17 protein-coding genes and 1 tRNA gene are annotated in these 19,011 nt (G+C 77.4%); 12 read left to right on the forward strand and 6 right to left on the reverse strand.

Going from position 1 to position 19,011, the window contains the following annotated elements; translation table 11 throughout:
• Positions 1 to 297 precede the first annotated feature (297 nt).
• From WDV85_RS10580 to WDV85_RS10590, 3 genes are read left to right on the forward strand one after another with little or no spacing between them, the layout of a single operon-like run.
• Positions 298 to 1,656 (forward strand): sensor histidine kinase, encoded by a 1,359-nt coding sequence (locus WDV85_RS10580; protein ID WP_339570572.1) that lies wholly within the window; start codon positions 298 to 300, stop codon positions 1,654 to 1,656.
• Complete coding sequence (locus WDV85_RS10585; protein WP_445263270.1) at positions 1,644 to 2,393, forward strand: response regulator transcription factor; 750 nt, start codon at positions 1,644 to 1,646, stop codon at positions 2,391 to 2,393. Before WDV85_RS10580 ends, WDV85_RS10585 begins: the two co-directional genes overlap by 13 nt.
• On the forward strand, positions 2,390 to 3,268 hold the full coding sequence (locus WDV85_RS10590) for a hypothetical protein (protein ID WP_339570573.1): 879 nt from the start codon (positions 2,390 to 2,392) through the stop codon (positions 3,266 to 3,268). Before WDV85_RS10585 ends, WDV85_RS10590 begins: the two co-directional genes overlap by 4 nt.
• 56 nt (positions 3,269 to 3,324) lie before the next feature.
• On the opposite strand, the gene WDV85_RS10595 is transcribed toward WDV85_RS10590, so the two are convergent.
• The 3 genes from WDV85_RS10595 to WDV85_RS10605 form a co-directional block, all read right to left on the reverse strand.
• Positions 3,325 to 3,397 (reverse strand) — tRNA-Val (locus WDV85_RS10595).
• Between the two features lie 142 nt (positions 3,398 to 3,539).
• Complete coding sequence (locus WDV85_RS10600; protein ID WP_339570624.1) at positions 3,540 to 4,091, reverse strand: redoxin domain-containing protein; 552 nt, start codon at positions 4,089 to 4,091, stop codon at positions 3,540 to 3,542.
• Positions 4,049 to 4,474 (reverse strand): DUF3052 domain-containing protein, encoded by a 426-nt coding sequence (locus tag WDV85_RS10605; RefSeq protein WP_445263271.1) that lies wholly within the window; start codon positions 4,472 to 4,474, stop codon positions 4,049 to 4,051. The genes WDV85_RS10600 and WDV85_RS10605 overlap by 43 nt, the downstream gene beginning before the upstream one ends.
• Before the next feature lie 281 nt (positions 4,475 to 4,755).
• Here WDV85_RS10605 and fdhD point away from each other — a divergent pair, with 281 nt between their 5' ends.
• Positions 4,756 to 5,568: a formate dehydrogenase accessory sulfurtransferase FdhD gene (gene fdhD / locus WDV85_RS10610; RefSeq protein WP_445263298.1), complete on the forward strand. Its 813-nt coding sequence runs from the start codon at positions 4,756 to 4,758 to the stop codon at positions 5,566 to 5,568.
• A gap of 190 nt (positions 5,569 to 5,758) precedes the next feature.
• Here the strand turns inward: fdhD and WDV85_RS10615 are convergent, their stop codons facing one another.
• Positions 5,759 to 6,181, reverse strand: coding sequence for a YjbQ family protein (locus WDV85_RS10615; protein WP_171203477.1), 423 nt, complete (start codon positions 6,179 to 6,181; stop codon positions 5,759 to 5,761).
• 256 nt (positions 6,182 to 6,437) lie between these two features.
• Here WDV85_RS10615 and aceE point away from each other — a divergent pair, with 256 nt between their 5' ends.
• Positions 6,438 to 9,176 carry a pyruvate dehydrogenase (acetyl-transferring), homodimeric type gene (gene aceE / locus WDV85_RS10620; protein WP_339570575.1) on the forward strand — a complete coding sequence of 913 codons (2,739 nt, stop codon included), beginning with the start codon at positions 6,438 to 6,440 and terminating at the stop codon, positions 9,174 to 9,176.
• Positions 9,177 to 9,411: 235 nt separating this feature from the next.
• Here aceE and WDV85_RS10625 read toward each other — a convergent pair whose 3' ends face one another.
• Complete coding sequence (locus WDV85_RS10625) at positions 9,412 to 10,086, reverse strand: hypothetical protein (protein WP_298805919.1); 675 nt, start codon at positions 10,084 to 10,086, stop codon at positions 9,412 to 9,414.
• Between the two features lie 144 nt (positions 10,087 to 10,230).
• On the opposite strand from WDV85_RS10625, the gene WDV85_RS10630 reads away from it, so the two are divergent.
• The 6 genes from WDV85_RS10630 (at position 10,231) to WDV85_RS10655 (ending at position 17,279) form a co-directional block, all read left to right on the forward strand.
• The gene (locus tag WDV85_RS10630; RefSeq protein ID WP_339570576.1) at positions 10,231 to 11,583 is read left to right on the forward strand and encodes a PucR family transcriptional regulator; all 1,353 of its coding nucleotides are present in this window, start codon (positions 10,231 to 10,233) and stop codon (positions 11,581 to 11,583) included.
• Positions 11,584 to 11,795: 212 nt separating this feature from the next.
• Positions 11,796 to 12,983 carry an acyltransferase domain-containing protein gene (locus WDV85_RS10635; RefSeq protein ID WP_339570577.1) on the forward strand — a complete coding sequence of 396 codons (1,188 nt, stop codon included), beginning with the start codon at positions 11,796 to 11,798 and terminating at the stop codon, positions 12,981 to 12,983.
• Between the two features lie 59 nt (positions 12,984 to 13,042).
• Positions 13,043 to 14,005 carry a beta-ketoacyl-ACP synthase III gene (locus WDV85_RS10640; RefSeq protein WP_171202813.1) on the forward strand — a complete coding sequence of 321 codons (963 nt, stop codon included), beginning with the start codon at positions 13,043 to 13,045 and terminating at the stop codon, positions 14,003 to 14,005.
• A 136-nt stretch (positions 14,006 to 14,141) separates the two neighbouring features.
• Complete coding sequence (locus tag WDV85_RS10645; protein ID WP_123378484.1) at positions 14,142 to 14,390, forward strand: acyl carrier protein; 249 nt, start codon at positions 14,142 to 14,144, stop codon at positions 14,388 to 14,390.
• A gap of 160 nt (positions 14,391 to 14,550) precedes the next feature.
• Positions 14,551 to 15,843, forward strand: coding sequence for a beta-ketoacyl-[acyl-carrier-protein] synthase family protein (locus tag WDV85_RS10650; RefSeq protein WP_339570578.1), 1,293 nt, complete (start codon positions 14,551 to 14,553; stop codon positions 15,841 to 15,843).
• Positions 15,840 to 17,279: a carboxyl transferase domain-containing protein gene (locus WDV85_RS10655; protein ID WP_339570579.1), complete on the forward strand. Its 1,440-nt coding sequence runs from the start codon at positions 15,840 to 15,842 to the stop codon at positions 17,277 to 17,279. Before WDV85_RS10650 ends, WDV85_RS10655 begins: the two co-directional genes overlap by 4 nt.
• A 49-nt stretch (positions 17,280 to 17,328) precedes the next feature.
• On the opposite strand, the gene WDV85_RS10660 is transcribed toward WDV85_RS10655, so the two are convergent.
• Positions 17,329 to 17,832 (reverse strand): DUF3145 domain-containing protein, encoded by a 504-nt coding sequence (locus WDV85_RS10660; RefSeq protein ID WP_171202806.1) that lies wholly within the window; start codon positions 17,830 to 17,832, stop codon positions 17,329 to 17,331.
• A gap of 321 nt (positions 17,833 to 18,153) precedes the next feature.
• Here WDV85_RS10660 and WDV85_RS10665 point away from each other — a divergent pair, with 321 nt between their 5' ends.
• Positions 18,154 to 18,786: a hypothetical protein gene (locus WDV85_RS10665; RefSeq protein ID WP_339570580.1), complete on the forward strand. Its 633-nt coding sequence runs from the start codon at positions 18,154 to 18,156 to the stop codon at positions 18,784 to 18,786.
• The last annotated feature ends 225 nt before the right edge of the window (positions 18,787 to 19,011 follow it).

Consider the following 19,011-nt stretch of genomic DNA (forward strand, 5'->3'; position numbering starts at 1 on the left):
GCGCGGTGAGGGGTGGGCGTCGTCGAGCGGCCCTCGCGCGGGGCCGCTCGTGCCCGCTGGGCGGTGCGCGGACGGCGGGTGCAGGGCCGGCCCGGCTGCGCCTCGACGCTAGGCGCCCGCCGCCGGGGCCGCCCGCCAGAGGAGCGCGAGCGCGGCCGGGCGCGGACTCGCGGTGCAGACCCGGGTGCAGGGCGCCCGTCCGACGGCGCAGGGCCGCGCACCTTCCGGTTTTCCCGACCCGAGGTCTCCGGCTGGCTCGGCAGACCGGGGCGCTCCCGCGCTCCTACCGTCCTCGGCATGACCACGACGCCCACCGCCCCGGGCCGCGACCCCGCCGTCCCGGACAGCTCCGTGCCGCCGCCGTCCGGCCCGCCCGACGGCCCCGCCCGCCCTGCGCCGGCCGGCCGCGCCCGCCCGTGGGCCGCGACCGCCGGGCGCACCGGTGCCGCGCTCGCGCACCTCGCCGTCATGGCCGTCGTCGGGCCCGTCGCCCTCGTCGTCCTCGTCACCTGGGCGGGCGTGGGCGTGGGGCTGCTGCCCCTCCTCGGGCTCGGCGCGCTGCTCCTGCTGGCCCTCCCCTACGGCGTCCTCGCGCTCGCGCGCGTCGAGACGGCCCGCGTCGACGGCCTGTACGGGCTGGGCCTGGTCCCGCCGCCGCTGCACCGGCGCCCGCGCCCCGGCCTCGGCGGCGTCCTCGCGGCCGTGGGGCGCCAGGCCGTCGACGCCACCGCCTGGCGCGCCGTCGCCAGCGCCGCCCTCGCCAGCGTCCTCGGCCTGGTGCTGCTGCCCCTGGCCAGCGCCGGTGCGAGCGCCGCCGCCCTCGCGTTCGCCCCGCTCTACGCGCGGGACGACGTCGTCGGGCTCCCGGGCGTCGACGTGCCGGTGACCTGGGCCCCCCTCGTCGGCGCCGGCGGGCTCCTCCTGGCGCTCGCGGGCGCCGTCGGCCTGGCGCTCCTGCACGGCGTCGTCACCCGCGCGCTCCTGCGTTCCTCCCGCGAGGCGCAGCTCGTCGAGCAGGCCCGGGCGTCGGACACGCGGCGCGCCGGCGCCGTCCGCGCCGCGGAGGTCGAGCGGACCCGCATCGAGCGCGACCTCCACGACGGGGTGCAGCCGCGCCTCGTCTCCGTCGGCATGACGCTCGGCCTCGCCGAGCAGAAGCTCGCCGGCCCCGAGCCGGACGCCGACGCCGCCCGGGCCCTCGTGGCCGAGGCCAGGACGAGCACCAAGGCCGCCATCACCGAGCTGCGCCAGCTCGCCCGCGGCGTGCACGCCTCCGTGCTCGACGACCGGGGCCTCGACGCCGCCCTGTCCGCCGTCGTCGCACGGTCGGTGGTGCCGGTCGAGCTGGACGTGCGGGTGGACGGCCGCTGCGGGCGCACGGCGGAGGCCGCCGTCTACTTCGCCGTCAGCGAGGCCCTCACCAACGCCGCCAAGCACGCGCGCGCCTCCCGGTGCCGGGTCGTCGTCCGCCACCGCGACGGCGGCCTCCTGTGGGCCCGCGTCGAGGACGACGGCGTCGGCGGTGCGGCCGTGCTGCCCGGCGGCGGGCTCGACGGCGTGGGGCACCGCGTCGCCGCCGCGGGCGGCACCTGCCGCCTCGACAGCCCCCGCGGCGGCCCGACCGCGCTGGAGGTGTCGGTGCCGTGCGCGTCCTGATCTGCGAGGACTCGGTCCTCCTGCGCGAGGGGCTCGTCCGCCTCCTGGAGGACGCCGGGCACGAGGTCGTCGCGGCCCTGGCCGACGCCGAGGGCCTGGGGTCGGCGGTCGACGCGAGCGCGCCCGAGCTGTGCGTCCTCGACGTCCGGCTGCCCCCGACGTGGACCGACGAGGGCGTGCGCGCCGCCGTCGCGCTGCGGGCCGAGCGGCCCGGGCTGCCGGTGCTCGTGCTGTCCCAGTACGTCGAGGAGCGGTACGCCGGCGAGCTCTTCGCCGGCCAGGGCGGCGCGCTGGGCTACCTGCTCAAGGACCGCGTGGTCGACGTCGCCGAGTTCCTCGACGCCCTCGCCCGCATCCGCGGCGGCGCCACCGTGCTCGACCCCGAGGTGGTGGCCCAGCTGCTCGCGCGGCGGGCCCGCGACGAGCGGCTCGCCGCGCTCACCGACCGCGAGCGCACCGTGCTCGCGCTCATCGCCGAGGGCCGCTCGAACCAGGCCATCGCCGCCCTGCTCGTGCTGTCCGAGGCCAGCGTGGAGAAGAACATCACCGCGATCTTCACCAAGCTCGGCCTCGAGCGCGACGAGCACGGCAACCGGCGGGTGCTCGCGGCGCTCGTGCACCTCTCCCACCACGCCTCCACCGACCGGGCCCTCCCCGACCGGGCCCTCCCCGACCAGGCCCTCACCCCTCAGGCCGGGCGGCGCCCGGCTCCCCCGCAGGCAGGAGCCCCGCGATGAGCACGCCCACCACCCCGCTCCCCCGCGACGACCGGCGGGACCCCGCCGACGCGCCGCCCGCCCGACCGGGCGGCGCCCGGCCCGGGGCGCGCGCCGTCTCGACGGTCGCCGTCGTCCTCGGCGGGCTGCTCCTCGCCGGCACGGTCGTCGACGGGGCCGGCTCGGTGGCCTCCGCCGCCCTGCGCGGCGACGACGTCCTCACCGCGACCTCCGGCGGCGTGGCCTCCCTCGAGGCCGAGGTCGTCGGCGCGCGCCTCGAGGTCGTCACGGGCGACGTCGACCAGGCCCGCCTCGACGTGCGCGACAGCCGGGGGCGGTGGCGCCTCGAGCGCGACGGCGACGTCCTGCGGGTCGCCTCGCCGGGCGCCGGCGGCTGGACGGCCGGCTGGGCCTCCGGCTGGTCCCGCGACGACGGCGGCCGCGCGGTCCTCGTGCTCCCCGAGGACGTCGCGGAGGGAGCGCTGGACGCCGACCTCGAGGTGTCCGGCGGCGAGCTGCGCGCCGCGGGCGCGTTCGGCGACGTCGACGCCGAGCTCACCGGCGGGGCGCTCGACCTCGCGGGCTCCGCCACCGCCCTCGCGCTCGACGTCACCGGCGGGACGGCGGACCTGGAGGTCGACGGGGCGCGGACGGCGGTGCTCTCGCTGACGGCCGGCCAGGTGACCGCGGCGCTGGGCGGGGACGCCCCGGACGCCGTGGACGTGGACGTCAGCGCGGGGACCCTCGACCTGGCGCTGCCGCCGACGGGCTACGACGTGCGCTCGACGGTCACCGGCGGCGGGCTGGACAGCCTGCTGCAGGACTCGCCGACGGCGCCGCGCCGGGTCGACGTCGCGGTCACCGCCGGCGGCGTGGTGCTGCGCGAGGCCGGCTGACGCCGGGCCCGCGCACGGAGGCGGCCCGGGCGGGCGGCACGGGTGGGCCGCAGGGGTGGGCCCGGCCGGGGTCGAACCGACGACGTCCGCGGTGTAAGCGCGGCGCTCTACCAGCTGAGCTACGGGCCCGGGACCGGCGCCCGGGGGGCGGGTCCGGCCGGGGCCATGGTGCCCCGGCCGGACGGCCCCGGCGGACCGGCCGCCCGAGGACCGGGTCGCGCGGACCGGATCACGCGGGCCGTCCGCGGAGCGCCGTCCGGGAGAGCCTGCTCTAGGAGGGCGCGGGGAGCCGGCGCGCCGCGGCCAACGCGTCGTCGAGGGAGCGCGCCCGCCCGGGCGGGGCCTCGTCGCGCCACGCCACCCGCCCGTCCGCGCCGACGAGGACGCTGGTGCGCCGCGGCGCCCCGGTCGCCCGGTCGAGCGCGCCGTGGGCCCGCGCGGCCGCGCCGTGGGGCCAGAAGTCCGACAGGAGCGGGAAGCCGAGGCCCTCCGCCCGGGCCCAGGCGGCGAGCGCGGGGACGGCGTCGCACGTCACGGCGACGACGTCCAGGCCCGCCGCCGCCAGCTCGTCCGCGCGGTCGCGCAGCGCCACGGCCTCGCCCGTGCAGACGGGCGAGGCCGCGAAGGGCAGGAAGACGACGAGCCGCCCCCGGGCGCCCGGCGGCAGGGGGCCGCCCAGCAGGACGTGGGACCCGTCCGCGGCCGTGTGCCGGGTGGGGCGCGGCGCGCGGGACCCGACGCGGGCCCGCGGGCGCCGGGACCGGGCCGCGAGCGGCGTCGTCAGCCCTTGCGCCCGCGCGCCACGAGCCGCGTGCCGGACCAGTCGCTCGTCACGGCGATGGTCGACGTCGCGTGCAGGCCCGCGGTGGGCGCGGCGTCGTCGATGTCGGCCGGCTCCACGTGGCCGGGACGGCCGCTCTTGGGGCTCAGCAGCCACACCACGCCGTTGTCGCCGAGCGAGGTGAGCGAGTCGACGAGGGCGTCCACGAGGTCGCCGTCGTCCTCGCGCCACCACAGCAGGACGACGTCGACCGCCTCGACGGCGTCCTCGTCCAGCATCTCGGCGCCGGTGACGTCCTCGACGTCGTCGCGCAGGTCGTGGTCGACGTCCGAGTCGTACCCGAGCTCCTGCACCACCTGCCCCGGCGTGATGGACAGCCGCTTGGCGGCTCCGCCACTCGCCGCGGGGTCCGCGGTCGCACCCACCGTCGTGTCCTCTTCTCCGTCGTCGTCCGTGGTCACGTGCCCGCTCTCGCGTCCGCCGACCGTAGTGCACGCCCCCCGCGGCGGTCCCGCGCGGCGCCCCTTCGCGGCACCCCCGGGCGCGTCGCGGCGCCGCCGGGCCGCCCGCCGGGGCGCCGCCGCGGCGGGAGGGGCCCGCGCGGGAGGACCCGGCCTAGGGTCGGGACGTGGCGGCAGGGCGGCGCGGGCCGGGCGGACCGGGGCGGGCGGACGGCGACCCCGCGGGCGCGGGCGGCGTCGAGGTCCTGCGCGTGCGGGTCGACGGCGAGGGCCCCGCCGCGCAGGAGCGCCCCGACGTCGTCGCCGTCGAGGAGCCGCTCGAGGTGCGCGTCGCGGGGGCGCCGGTGGTCGTGACGATGCGCACGCCCGGCGACGACGACGACCTCGCCCTCGGCTTCCTGCTCACCGAGGGGCTGCTGCCCGGCCCGGCGGCCGTCGCGCGCACCACCGCGTGCGTCGACGTCGACGCGGACGGGCGTCCCGTCGTCGGGTCGCTCGAGCTGGCCCTCGCCGACGGCGTCCCCGCGCCCGACCTCGAGGGGCGGCGCACCTTCGGCATGACGTCGGCCTGCGGGGTCTGCGGCTCCGCGAGCGTGGACGCCGTGCGCGCCCGCACCGGGGCGAACCTCTTCCGCGACGACGTCGTCGTCGACGCACCGGTGCTCGCGGCGCTGCCCGACCGGCTGCGGGAGGCCCAGCGCGTCTTCGACCGGACCGGCGGGCTGCACGCCGCCGGGCTCGCGACCGCGGACGGCGAGCTGCTCGTCGTGCGCGAGGACGTCGGGCGGCACAACGCCGTCGACAAGGTCCTCGGCCGGGCCGCCCGGGAGATCGGCTGGCCCCTGCGCGGCCACGTCCTCGTCGTCAGCGGCCGCGCGTCCTTCGAGCTCGCGCAGAAGGCCTGGATGGCCGGGGTGCCGGTGCTGGCCGCCGTCTCGGCGCCGTCGTCGCTCGCCGTGCAGCTGGCCCGCGAGGCGGGCATGACGCTCGCCGGGTTCGTGCGGCCCCCGACGCTCAACGTCTACACCGGCGCGCAGCGCGTCCGCACCGGCGCCTGAGGCGAGCCCCTCCCTCCGGCACTTCGACGTCACCGTGCTCCGGGAGAGGTCCCCAGGCGGCACTCTGGCGACAAAGTGCCGCAGGAAGGCGCCTTCTCGACGCACTTCGACGACGAAGTGCCGGAGAAGGCGGCCTCATACCGGCACTTCGACGACGAAGTGCCCAGGGTGGGAAGGGCGACCCGGGTGCTCAGCCGCGGACGAAGGACAGCCGGACGGTCCGGTCGGCGTTGTCGCGGTTGGTGTCGACGAGGCACACGCTCTGCCAGGTGCCGAGCGCCGGCCGCCCGTCGAGCACGGGGAGGACGAGCGAGGGGCTGACGAGCGCCGGCAGCACGTGGTCGCGCCCGTGGCCGGGCGAGCCGTGCGCGTGGCGCCACCCCTCCCCCTGCGGGCCGGCCGCCGGCAGGACGTCGCGCAGGGCCCGCAGCAGGTCCTCGTCGGACCCCGCGCCCGTCTCGAGCACCGCGACGCCGGCGGTCGCGTGCGGCACGAAGACCGACAGCAGGCCCTCCGCCGCGCCCCAGTCGTCGAGGGCCTCCTCGACCCGCGCGGTGAGGTCCACCACGCGCTCGTCGCCGCCCGTCCGCACCGCCAGCGTCGTCGTCTCCACCCGTCGATGACAGCGCAGCAGGGCCCCGTGCGCACGCCCGGTCGACCGCCGCCCCCGCGCCGCGACGTCCCGGTGCGCACCTGATGTGACGCGGCCGCCCGCGGCGCGCGAGGATGGAGCCGCCGCGGGCGACCCCAGCACCGCGGTGTGCGGCCGAGCGGGCCGCGGTCGACGTGCTGGTGCCGCGAGCGCCGGCGGACGAGACGGAGATGCTTCAGTGGCAGGACGCGACGACGCCGGTCCCACCCGGAGCGGCATGCCCTCCCAGGTGCCGGACATCGACCCGGAGGAGACCCAGGAGTGGCTGGACTCCCTCGACGGGGCGGTGGACGAGCGGGGTCGCACGCGGGCCCGCTACCTCATGCTGTCGATGCTGCAGCGCGCGCGCGAGCGCGGCGTCGGGGTGCCGACGCCCGTGACGAGCGACTACGTCAACACCATCGGGCCCGAGCAGGAGCCGTGGTTCCCGGGTGACGAGGAGGTCGAGCGCCGCTACCGCGCCTGGCTGCGGTGGAACGCCGCCATCCAGGTGCACCGCGCGCAGCGCCCCGAGATCTCCGTCGGCGGGCACATCTCCAGCTACGCCTCCTCGGCCACGCTGTACGAGGTCGGCTTCAACCACTTCTTCAAGGGCCACGACGGCGGGACGCCCGACCAGGTCTACATCCAGGGCCACGCCTCCCCCGGCGTCTACGCCCGCGCCTTCCTCGAGGGCCGCCTGTCCGAGACCGACATGGACGGCTTCCGGCAGGAGCTGACGGCGAAGGGCCGCGGCCTGCCGAGCTACCCGCACCCGCGGCTCATGAAGGACTTCTGGGAGTTCCCGACGGTGTCCATGGGGCTCGGGCCGATGAACGCCATCTACCAGGCGCAGTCGAACAAGTACCTCACCGCGCGCGGCATCAAGGACGTCTCCTCGAGCCACGTGTGGGCCTTCCTCGGCGACGGCGAGATGGACGAGCCCGAGAGCCGCGGCCTGCTGCAGGTCGCCGCCAACGAGGGCCTCGACAACCTCACCTTCGTCGTCAACTGCAACCTCCAGCGCCTCGACGGGCCGGTGCGCGGCAACGGCAAGATCGTCCAGGAGCTCGAGTCCTTCTTCCGCGGCGCCGGCTGGAACGTCATCAAGGTGCTGTGGGGCCGCGAGTGGGACCCGCTCCTGGCGGCCGACCGCGACGGCGCCCTCGTCAACGTCATGAACCAGACGCTCGACGGGGACTACCAGACCTTCAAGGCCGAGTCGGGCGCCTACGTCCGCGAGCACTTCTTCGGCCAGGACCCGCGCACCCGCAAGCTCGTCGAGGACTACAGCGACGACCAGCTGTGGGGCCTCAAGCGCGGCGGGCACGACTACCGCAAGGTGTACGCGGCCTACAAGGCGGCCACCGAGCACACCGGCCAGCCGACGGTCATCCTCGCCAAGACGGTCAAGGGCTACGGCCTCGGCTCACACTTCGAGGGCCGCAACGCGACCCACCAGATGAAGAAGCTGACGATGGAGGACCTGAAGCTCTTCCGCGACAGCCTGCGCATCCCCATCTCCGACAAGGCGCTGGAGGAGGACCTCTACCGCCCGCCGTACTACCACCCGGGCGAGGACGCCGAGGAGATCCAGTACCTGCGCGAGCGGCGCCAGAAGCTCGGCGGGCCGCTCCCGGCGCGGCGGACGACGCCGCACACGAAGCTCGAGCTGCCCGGCGACGACGCCTACAAGGTGGTCAAGCGGGGCTCGGGCAAGCAGACGATCGCCACGACGATGGCTTTCGTCCGCCTGCTCAAGGACCTCATGCGGGACAAGGAGCTCGGCCGGCGCGTCGTGCCGATCATCCCGGACGAGGCCCGCACCTTCGGCATGGACTCGTTCTTCCCGACGGCGAAGATCTACAACCCGAACGGGCAGAAGTACCAGTCCGTGGACCGCGAGCTCATGCTCGCGTACAAGGAGTCCGAGTCCGGGCAGATCGTCCACGCGGGCATCAACGAGGCCGGTTCCGTCGGCGCCTTCACGGCCGCCGGGACCGCCTACGCCACGCACGGCGAGGCCCTCGTCCCGGTCTACGTCTTCTACTCGATGTTCGGCTTCCAGCGCACGGGCGACAGCCTGTGGGCCGCGGGCGACCAGATGGCGCGCGGCTTCCTCCTCGGCGCGACGGCGGGCCGGACGACGCTCACCGGCGAGGGGCTGCAGCACGCGGACGGCCACTCGCCGCTGCTGGCGTCCACCAACCCGGCCGTCGTCTCCTACGACCCCGCCTACGGCTACGAGATCGGCCACATCGTCCGGGCCGGCCTCGAGCGGATGTACGGCGAGGGGCCGAAGGGGACGGACGCCGCGGGGCACGACGTCGACCCGAACGTCATGTACTACATCACCGTCTACAACGAGCCGATGGTGCAGCCGGCCGAGCCCGAGGACGTCGACGCCGAGGGGATCGTCCGCGGCATGCACCTCGTGTCCCCCGGGCACGAGGGCGACCGGCCGCGCGTGCAGCTGCTCGCGTCGGGCGTCGGGGTGCCGTGGGCCCTCGAGGCGCAGGAGCTGCTGGGCTCCGACTTCGGGGTCGACGCCGACGTGTGGTCGGTGACGTCGTGGGGCGAGCTGCGCCGCGACGGGCTGGCCTGCGACGCCTGGGCGTTCGAGCGGCCCGGGACGGACGAGGAGGCCCCCACCCCCTTCGTCACCCAGAAGCTCGCCGGGCGGCGCGGGCCCGTGGTCGCGGTGAGCGACTACATGCGCTCGGTGCAGGAGCAGGTCCGCCCCTGGGTCCCCGCCGACTACACCGTCCTGGGCGCCGACGGCTTCGGCCTGTCGGACACCCGGGCGGCGACCCGTCGCCACTTCCGCATCGACGGGCCGTCGATGGCCTACCAGGCGCTCGTGCGGCTGGCCGCGCAGGGCGAGGTGCCGAAGGACGCCCCGGCGAAGGCCTACCGGGCGTGGAAGCTCGACGACGCCAGCGCCGGGACCTCCGGCACCGCGGGCGGCGACGCCTGACCCGCTGACCGCCGACGACGGGCCCGCCACCCTCCCCGGGTGGCGGGCCCGTCGTCGTCGGGACCGTCGCCGTCCGGCCCGGACGACGGGTGCGGCGCGGAACCGGGACCCGCGACGGCCTGCCGGTCCCGGTCGAGGGCGGACGCGGTGACGACCTGCCGACGGCGGCCCTGACGCACGAGAGGCCGCCACCCCGTGGGGTGGCGGCCTCTCGTGCGTGCCGGACGCTACGGCATCAGTGGGGGCGCTGGTCCTCGGCGCCGGCGATGACGCGCTCGAGCTCGGCGCGGACGACCTCGACGCGGGCGGAGTCGGGGTGCGCCGACAGCGCCTCGAGGTGCCGCCGCGCCTCCCCCACGCGCCCGGCCTCGACGGCCGCGTGGACGAGCTGGCTGCCGGCGTCGATGCGGTGCTCGCGGGGGCGCCAGTGCCCCACACCGAGGCCCAGGGCGTCGCCCGGCAGGCCCTCCTCGCGCAGGATGGCCAGCGCGCTGGCGAGGGCGCCGCCGGACGGGTCGCGCTCGGCCGCCGTCGACAGCCGACGCATCGCGCCCTCGCGGTCGTCGTGGATCGAGAGGCGGCCCAGCTCGAGCAGCGGGTACCAGGCGCGGCTGCTGCCGGCCATCTCCTCGGCGAGCGCCCAGACGGCGTCGTCCTCGGCGCGGCGCGGGTCGTCCTCGGTGTGCCCCTCGGCCGCGCGCCGCCGGACGATGCCCGCGAGCTCGGTGAAGGCGCTCTCGTCGTTCGGGTCGTCGTGCAGGCGCGCGCGCAGCGCGTCCTCGCGACGGTCGTCCGAGTGCCCGTGGCCACCGGACCGCTTGGCCGTGGGGTCGGCGCGCTTGCTCGCCGGCGTGAGGCGCGACGGGGTGCTGCCCGCGACACGGCGGCGGAGCTTGTCGAGCAGGCTCATGCGGTCCTTCCGTCGGTGTGGCGGACCGCGCGTCGAGCTGTGCGCCGGACCTCCGGACGCCTTCGACCCTAGCCCTCAGCCGCTCCCGCGGCACGCCGCCGCGCCCTCCTGCGGCCTCCGCGGGGCCTCGTACGATCGGCGGCCGTGACCGAGGGAGCGCCCGAGCGCCGCCGCGCGCGGCGCGCCGAGCCCTCGGCCGACGACGTCGCCCGCCTGCGCGCGGCCACCGGGCTCCTGTCGACGGCGGCCCTGCGCCACCTCGACGAGGCGCTGCCCTGGTACGGCTCGATGTCGGCCGAGGACCGCTCCTGGGTCGGGCTCGTGGCGCAGGCGGGGATCGGCGCCTTCACCGCCTGGTACTCCGACCCCGAGGCGCCGCTCGCCGTCACCGCGGACGTCTTCGGCAGCGCCCCGCGCGAGCTGACCCGCGCCGTCACGCTGGCGCAGACCCTCGAGCTCGTGCGGGCCGCCGTGGACGTCGTCGAGGACCACGTGGACGAGGTCGCCGCCCCCGGGCGCGAGCAGCACCTGCGCGAGGCGGTGCTGCGCTACTCGCGCGAGGTGGCCTTCGCGGCCGCGCGGCTCTACGCCGGAGCCGCCGAGGCCCGGGGCGCCTGGGACGCCCGCCTCGAGGCGCTCGTCGTCGACGCCGTCGTGCGCGGCGACGTCGACGACGGCGTCCGGTCCCGGCTGTCGGCGCTCGGGTGGGGGCGCCCCGCCGTCGTCACGGTCGTCGTCGGCTCGGCGCCGGCCGGGTCGCCGGAGGACGTCATCGCCCGGCTCCGGCGGGCGGCCCGCGCGTCCGCCGACGACGCCCTCGTGGGCCTGCAGGGCGAGCGGCTCGTCGTCCTCCTCGGCCTGTCCTCCCGCCCGCGCCGGGGCCCGGACCGGGGCGCGGACCGGGGCGCCTCCGAGGACGGCTCCGCGGCCGGTCGGAGCACCGCCGCCGGGCGCGTCGACCTGCGGGCGGCGACCACCGCCCTCGCGCGCCTCTTCGGGCCCGGACCCGTCGTCGTCGGCCCGGCGGTGCCCGACCTGGCCGCGGCGGGCGCCTCGACCCGCGCCGCCCTGTCGGGCCTGGCCTCGGCCCGCGCCTGGCCGTCGGCGCCCCGCCCCGTGCTCGCCGACGAGCTGTGGCCCGAGCGCGTGCTCTCCGGCGACGTGCGCGCCCGCCGGGCGCTGCTCGACGTCGTGTACCGCCCCCTCGTGGCGGCCGGCGGTGCGCTGGCACAGACCGTGACCACCTACCTCGAGCAGGGGCGCTCCCTGGAGGCCACGGCCCGGCTGCTCTTCGTCCACCCCAACACCGTCCGGTACCGCCTGCGCAAGGCCGCGGACGCGACGGGGTGGGACGCCACCTCCCCGCGCGACGCGCTCGTGCTGCAGGTGGCGCTCGTCGTCGGCGCCCTCGCCGACGGCCCGGCGGCCCCTCGGCCGACCGCCGGCGGCGCGGACGCCGCCGAGGGCCCGACGACGCGGGACGACGCCACGAGCTGACCCCGGGCGCCGACGACGGACGACGACGTCACCGGCGCCCCACCCGCCCCCTCCGCCCCACGCCGTCACGCCGCGGAGCCGCTGGTCGACGCACCGTCACGCCCCGTCCACCCGCCCGCCACCGCCCGTTGTAGGAATGCTCCAAAGTCGTCGCGCGGGCGCTGTCGGCGTCCGCACCGCCCGGCCGCCCGCTCGCGCACCAGAGTCGTCGCGTGCTCGTCATCGCGTGCCCCGGCCAGGGGTCCCAGACGCCCGGCTTCCTCACCCCGTGGCTGGAGGTCCCCGGCTTCGCCGACCGGCTGCACTGGCTCTCCGTCGTCGCCGGCCTCGACCTCGAAGCCCACGGCACCACGTCCGACGCGGAGACCATCCGCGACACGGCCGTCGCGCAGCCCCTCATCGTCGCCAGCGGGCTCGTCTCGCTGCTGGCCCTCTTCCCCCAGCCGGCCGACGCCTTCACCGTCGTCGGCGCCGGGGCCGGCCACAGCGTCGGAGAGATCACGGCAGCCGCCGCGTCCGGCGTCCTGTCGGCCGAGCAGGCCATGGTGCTCGTGCGCGAGCGCGGCCGGGCCATGGCCGACGCCAGCGCGCAGGCCCCCACGGGCATGAGCGCGGTCGTCGGCGGCGACCCCGACGAGGTCGCCGCGGCGCTCGCGCGCCACGGGCTCGTCGCCGCCAACGCCAACGGCGCCGGCCAGGTCGTGGCCGCCGGCACGCACGAGCAGCTCGAGGCCCTGCGCGGGGACGCGCCGGCCCGCGCCCGCGTCATCCCCCTGCAGGTCGCCGGCGCCTTCCACACCGAGCACATGGCGCCCGCGGTGCCGGTGCTCGAGCGCCTCGCCCGCGCCATCACCACGCACGACCCGCGGGTGCTCCTGGCCTCCAACGCCGACGGGACCGTCGTCCACGACGGGCGCGAGGTCCTCTCCCGCCTCGTCGCGCAGGTCGCGCGGCCCGTGCGCTGGGACCGGTGCATGGAGACCTTCGCCGACCTCGGCGTCACCGGCGTCCTCGAGGTCCCGCCCGCGGGCACGCTGGCGAACCTCGCCAAGCGCGCGCTGCCCGGCGTCGAGACCTTCGCGCTGAAGACGCCCGACCAGCTCGACGCCGCCCGCGAGTTCGTCGCCCGCCACGGCGAGCGCAGCACGGTGACGACGACGCCCACGTGGCGGCTCGTCGTCGCCCCGGCCAAGGGCGTCGTCCGGGTGCAGGGCCCCCGCGAGGAGGGCGCCCGCGTCGAGGCCGGCGCCGTCGTCGCCCGCGTGGAGGGCCTGCGCGACGGGGTCGACGCCAGCGCGCCGCACGGCGGCAGCGTCGTCGAGTGGCTCGTCGAGGACGGCGACCCGGTCTCCCCCGGCCAGCCGCTCGTGCGCCTGCACCCCGCCGGCGGCGCCGCGTGAGCGCCCCGACGACGGCGCCGGTGCTGCGCACGCGCCGCGGGCCCGAGCACGCCCGGATCATGGGCGTCGGCGCCTGGCGGCCCGAGCGCGTCGTCACCAACGAGGAGGTGTGCCAGCACATCGACTCGACCGACGAGTGGATCCGCCAGCGCACCGGCATCGAGGCGCGCGGGTGGGCCGACGCGGGCACCTCCGTCGTCGACATGGCCGTGCACGCGGGCGCCGAGGCGCTGGCCGCGGCCGGCGTCGAGCCCTCGCGGGTCGGCGCCGTCATCGTCGCCACGGTGTCGCACCCCTACCAGACCCCCGCCGCGGCGACGCAGGTCGCGGACCGGCTCGGCGCGACACCCGCTGCGGCGTGGGACGTCTCGGCCGGCTGCGCCGCCTTCTGCCACGCCGTCGCGCAGGCCGCCGACCTCGTGCGCGGGGGCACGTCGGAGCACGTGCTCGTCGTCGGCGTCGACAAGCTGTCCGACTTCACCGACCTCAGCGACCGCTCGACGGCGTTCCTCTTCGCCGACGGCGCGGGCGCCGTCGTCGTCGGCCCGTCGGACACGCCCGGCATCGGCCCGACGGTGTGGGGCTCCGACGGCTCGCAGTGGGACGTCATCCGCAACCGCACCTCGTGGCTGGAGCACCGCGACGCCGTCGCGGAGGCCGTGGCGTGGCCGGCGCTGCAGCAGGAGGGCCAGAAGGTCTTCCGCTGGGCGGTCTTCGCCATGGCGCCCCTGGCGCAGCAGGCCATCGACGCGGCCGGGATCACCGCCGGCGACCTCGCCGCCTTCATCCCCCACCAGGCCAACATGCGGATCATCGACAAGCTGGCCAGCCAGGTCGGGCTGCCGGAGCACGTGGCGATCGCCCGTGACATCCGCACCACCGGCAACACCTCGGCGGCCTCGGTGCCCCTCGCGATGCACCGGATGCTCGCCGAGGGCCAGGCGCCCTCCGGCGGCCTCGCGCTGCTCATCGGCTTCGGCGCCGGGCTGTCCTACGCCGCCCAGGTCGTCGTCCTGCCCTAGCGGCCACCCGTCCCCCCGCCCCGGCGGGTCGCACCACCGCACCACGCAGACCAGCACCACGCAGACCAGCACCACGCAGACCAGCACGACCCCGACGGCGCGCACCCGGCGCGCCAGAGACGAGGAGCACGCACCCATGGCCCAGAGCGAGAACGAGATCCTCGACGGCATCGCCGAGCTCGTGAACGAGGAGACCGGCCTGCCCAAGGAGTCGGTCGAGATGGACAAGTCCTTCACGGACGACCTCGACATCGACTCGCTGTCGATGACCTCGATCGTCGTGCACGCCGAGGAGAAGTTCGGCGTGACGATCCCCGACGAGGACAGCAAGAACCTGCGCACGGTGCGCGACGTCGTCGCCTACATCCAGCAGGCCCAGGGCTGAGACGCCCTCCGCACCGCACCGCCCCGGCACCGCCCGGGGCGGTGCGGTGAGCACCGGCGCCACGGCGCGCCCCGAGCACGCCGGCGCACCGCCGCCCGGCCCGCTCGCCCCCGCACCTCCCCCACCCACGACCCGGGTCACCGGACCAGGAGGACGTCCCATGTCCGAGCAGACGCCCCGCAGCGCAGCCGCGGGCACCAGCGGCGCCGTCGTCGTGACGGGGATGGGCGCCACCACCCCGCTCGGCGGTGACGTGCCGAGCACCTGGGAGGCGGCCCTCGCCGGCCGCTCCGGCGCCCGCCCGCTGACCATGCCCTTCGTCGAGGAGCTCGGCCTGCCGGTGACCTTCGGCGGCACCCTCGCCGTCCCGGCGACCGACGTCCTCCCGCGGCACGAGTCCAAGCGCCTCGACCCCTCGGCGCAGTACGCCCTCATCGCCGGCCGCGAGGCCTGGGCGCAGGCGGGCGCGCCCGAGGTGGAGGGCGAGCGCCTCGGCGTCGTCGTCGCCACGGGCATCGGCGGCGTGACGACGCTCATCGGTGCCTACGACGTCCTGCGCGAGCGCGGCCCCCGGCGCGTGCTGCCCCTCACCGTGCCGATGCTCATGCCCAACGGCGCCGCCGGCGCCCTCGCCATCGAGTTCGGCGCGCAGGCGGGCGCCCACAGCCCCGCCTCGGCGTGCGCCTCCGGCGCGGAGGCCATCGCCTACGCCGCCGAGATGATCCGCACGGGCCGCGCGGACGTCGTCATCGCGGGCGGCACCGAGGCCGCGATCCTCGCGCTGCCCATCGCCGCGTTCGCGTCCATGCACGCGCTGTCCCTGCGCAACGACACGCCCGAGACCGCCTCGCGCCCCTACGACGTCACGCGCGACGGCTTCGTCCTCGCCGAGGGCGCCGGGGTCGTCGTCCTCGAGTCCGAGGCGCACGCGGCCGCCCGCGGCGCCCGCGTGCTGGGGACGGTGGCCGGCGCGGGGATCACCTCCGACGCCCACCACATCGCCGCCCCGGACCCCGAGGGCCTCGGCGCCACGCGCGCCATGCGCCTCGCCCTCCAGCAGGCGGGCGCGCAGCCGAGCGCCGTCGTCCACGTCAACGCGCACGCGACGTCGACCCCGGTCGGCGACGTCGCCGAGGCCGTCGCCCTGCGCGCCGCCCTCGGCGGCGCCACCGACGCCGTGGCCGTGTCGGCCACGAAGTCGATGACCGGCCACCTCCTCGGCGGCGCCGGGTCCCTCGAGGCGATCTTCTGCCTCAAGGCGCTCGAGGACGGCCTCGCCCCGCCGACGATCAACGTCACCGAGCTCGACCCGCAGATCGACCTCGACGTCGTCCTCGACGAGCCGCGGAAGATCCCGAGCGGCCCCGACGCCGTCGCGCTCAACAACGCCTTCGGCTTCGGCGGCCACAACGCCGCCCTCGCGCTCACCGGCCCCCGCGGCGGTGCGGCGTGAGCGCCGTCGCGGCGCCCGAGGCGTCGGCCGCCGCCGAGGTCGACCCGAAGGACCCGCTGCACCGGCTGCGGCTCCTCTTCGACGAGGGCAGCGCCGAGGCCATCACGCCCGCCGACGACTCGGGCATGCTCGCCGCCACGGGCACGGTCGACGGCGCCCCCGCCGTCGCCTTCGCCTGCGACGCCCGGGTGCAGGGCGGGGCCATGGGCTCCGCCGGCAGCCGCGTCATCCTCGCCGCCTACGAGCGGGCGCTCGCCGACGGCGTGCCGGTCGTCGGCGTCTGGCACTCCGGCGGCGCCCGGCTGCGGGAGGGCGTCGTGTCGCTCGACGCCTTCGGCGCCGTCTTCGCCGTCATGACCCGCGCCTCCGGCGTCGTGCCGCAGATCTCCGTGGTCGTGGGGCCGGCCGCCGGCGGCGCCGCCTACGGCCCCGCGCTCACCGACGTCGTCGTGCTGGCGCCCGAGGGCCGCGTCTTCGTCACCGGCCCCGACGTCGTGCGCTCCGTCACCGGCGAGGACGTCGACGCCGCCCGTCTCGGCGGACCGGAGCCCCACGGTCGCCGCTCGGGCGTCGTGCACGTCGTCGCCGAGTCCCAGCACGGCGCCTACGCGCAGGCGCGAAAGCTGGTGCACCTGCTCGGCGCCCAGGGCTCGATGGACGTCGCCTCGGTCGTCGAGCGCGACCTGTCGGCGCACCTGCCGGACAACGTCAAGCGCGCCTACGACGTCCACCCGCTCGTCGACGACCTCCTCGACTCCCCCGCCGGGCACGGCGAGGACGACGGCTCCCTCGAGCTGCACCCGCGCTGGGCCCCCAACGTCGTGACGACGCTGGGGCGCATGGGCGGGCGGACGGTCGGCGTCGTCGCCAACAACCCGCTGCGCCTCGGCGGCTGCCTCGACTCGTCCTCGGCGGAGAAGGCGGCGCGCTTCGTGCGGCTCTGCGACTCCCTCGGCGTGCCCCTCGTCGTCGTCGTCGACGTGCCGGGGTACCTGCCCGGCGTCGGCCAGGAGTGGGACGGCGTCGTGCGCCGCGGCGCCAAGCTGCTGCACGCCTTCGCCGAGTCCGTCGTGCCGCGCGTGACCCTCGTGACGCGCAAGACCTACGGCGGGGCCTACATCGCCATGAACTCCAAGTCGCTCGGCGCGACACGGGTCTTCGCGTGGCCGACGTCGGAGGTCGCCGTCATGGGCGCCGTCGCCGCCGTGCGGATCCTGCACCGCCGCCGGCTCGCCGAGGTGCCCGCCGACGCGAAGGCGGAGGTCGAGGCCGAGCTGGCCGCCGAGCACGAGCAGCTGTCGGGCGGTCTCGCGCGCGCGGTCGAGATCGGCGTCGTCGACGAGGTCGTCGAGCCGGTGGCCACCCGCACGGCCCTCGCGGGCGCCATCGCCGCCGCGCCGCAGCGGCGCGGGCGGCACGGCAACATCCCGCTCTGACCCGGCCGCACGACGAAGGGGCGCCCCGCGGGGCGCCCCTTCGTCGTCGTCAGCCGACGCGGTGCAGCCAGCGGACGGGCGCACCGTCCCCGGCGTAGCGGAAGGGCTCGAGCTCGTCGTCCCACGCGGTCCCGAGGGCCAGGTCGAGCTCGGCGCGCACGTCGGCGGCGGAGTCGACGGCCGCCTCGAGCGCTGCGCGGACACGGTCCTCGGGGACGAGGACGTTGCCGTGGACGTCGGTGACGGCGTGGAAGATGCCGAGCTCGGGCGTGTGGCTCCAGCGGCCGCCGTCGACGCCGGGGCTCGGCTCCTCGGTGACCTCGTAGCGCAGGTGCGCCCAGCCGCGCAGCGCCGACGCCAGGCGGGCGCCCGTTCCCTGCTCGGCCTGCCACGAGAGCTCGGTGCGGTAGGCGCCGGGGGCGACCGGCTGCTCGATCCAGTCCAGGGTCGCGGACACGCCGAGGACCCCGCTCGCCGCCCACTCGACGTGGGGCAGCAGCGCGCGGGGCGAGGAGTGCACGAAGAGGACTCCGCGCGTCAGTGCTCCGGGCATGTCAGACCCTCCTGTGTCGGTGGAGCGAGGTGCGTCTTCCCCAACGTCCTCGACCGACCGGCCAGGTGGCTCGCGTGCTCGTGCCGTGACGGCGCAGCGCCGTCGCGCGCATGCTGCCAGACCGTCGCGCGCGCCGCCAGCACGTCCGCGCAACACCGACCCTCCCGGGCGAGCGGGCGACGACTCGCCCTCCCCGCCACCCCTCCACGGGCGAGCAGGCGATAACTCGCCCCTGAGACGCCCTCGCCGAGGGCGAAGCGGCGACGACTCGCCCCGGTGCGCCCGGGCGACGCGAGCGGCGGACGGGCGCACGATGGGCGCGTGAGCCCCCGTGAGCAGCCGCGCCGCCCGACCTTCCTCGGGCCGCGGGCGATGGACAGCCTGGAGGCGCCCGGCGACGCCGCCGGGCGGGAGGCGGCCGCCCACGCGACGGCGCGCCTCCTCGTCGAGGGGGCGCAGAGCTCCGGCGACGCCGAGGTCGCCGCACGTCTCGTCGGCCTGGCGGACGAGCACGGCCTCGAGCTGCTCGCGCAGCTGTGGGCGGACGCGGCGCCCGAGTCGCTGCCCGGGGCGCTGTGGCGGCTGTACGTCCTGCGGCAGTGGGTCCACGGGGCGCCCTCGGAGGCCTCGCGGCAGTTCGACGAGGGACGGCGCCGCGCGCCCGTCCTCGAGGCGGTCGCGGGGGTGGCCGACCCGCCCGGGCCGGACGAGGTGCGCACCCAGGTGGACGCCGTCCTGGCCGGCGTCGCGACGGGCGACTTCGCCGGCACCCTCGAGCGCGCGGCCGCCTTCGCCCGCGTCGTCGCGGTGGGCCGCGCCGACCTCGCGGACGACGAGGCGCGCGGCGACGAGGCCGCCGACGACGCGCTGACGACGTCGGCGGGCCGGCTCGTGCGCACGGCCGAGCACCTCGAGGCGTGCGCCGGGCGCTGGCGCTCCGGCTCCCTGCTGTGACGGCGCGCCGCTGACCACGGCGCCGCGTCAGCTGCGCCGTCCGCCGTGCTCGCGGACCGACGGCCCGCTGGGCCGTACTGGGCCGTCCGGGGGACGGTGCACCGAGCGCGACGCACGCCGCCGGGCGTGGTTACAGTGGACGCGCGCCGGGCCGCGGTAGCCCCGGGCTCCACATGAAGCCGCTACGAGCGGCCACGCGCCGAGAGGCGCTCCCGGCCCGGCGCA

The organism is Pseudokineococcus sp. 5B2Z-1 (assembly GCF_037482305.1).
GTDB lineage: Bacteria > Actinomycetota > Actinomycetes > Actinomycetales > Quadrisphaeraceae > Pseudokineococcus.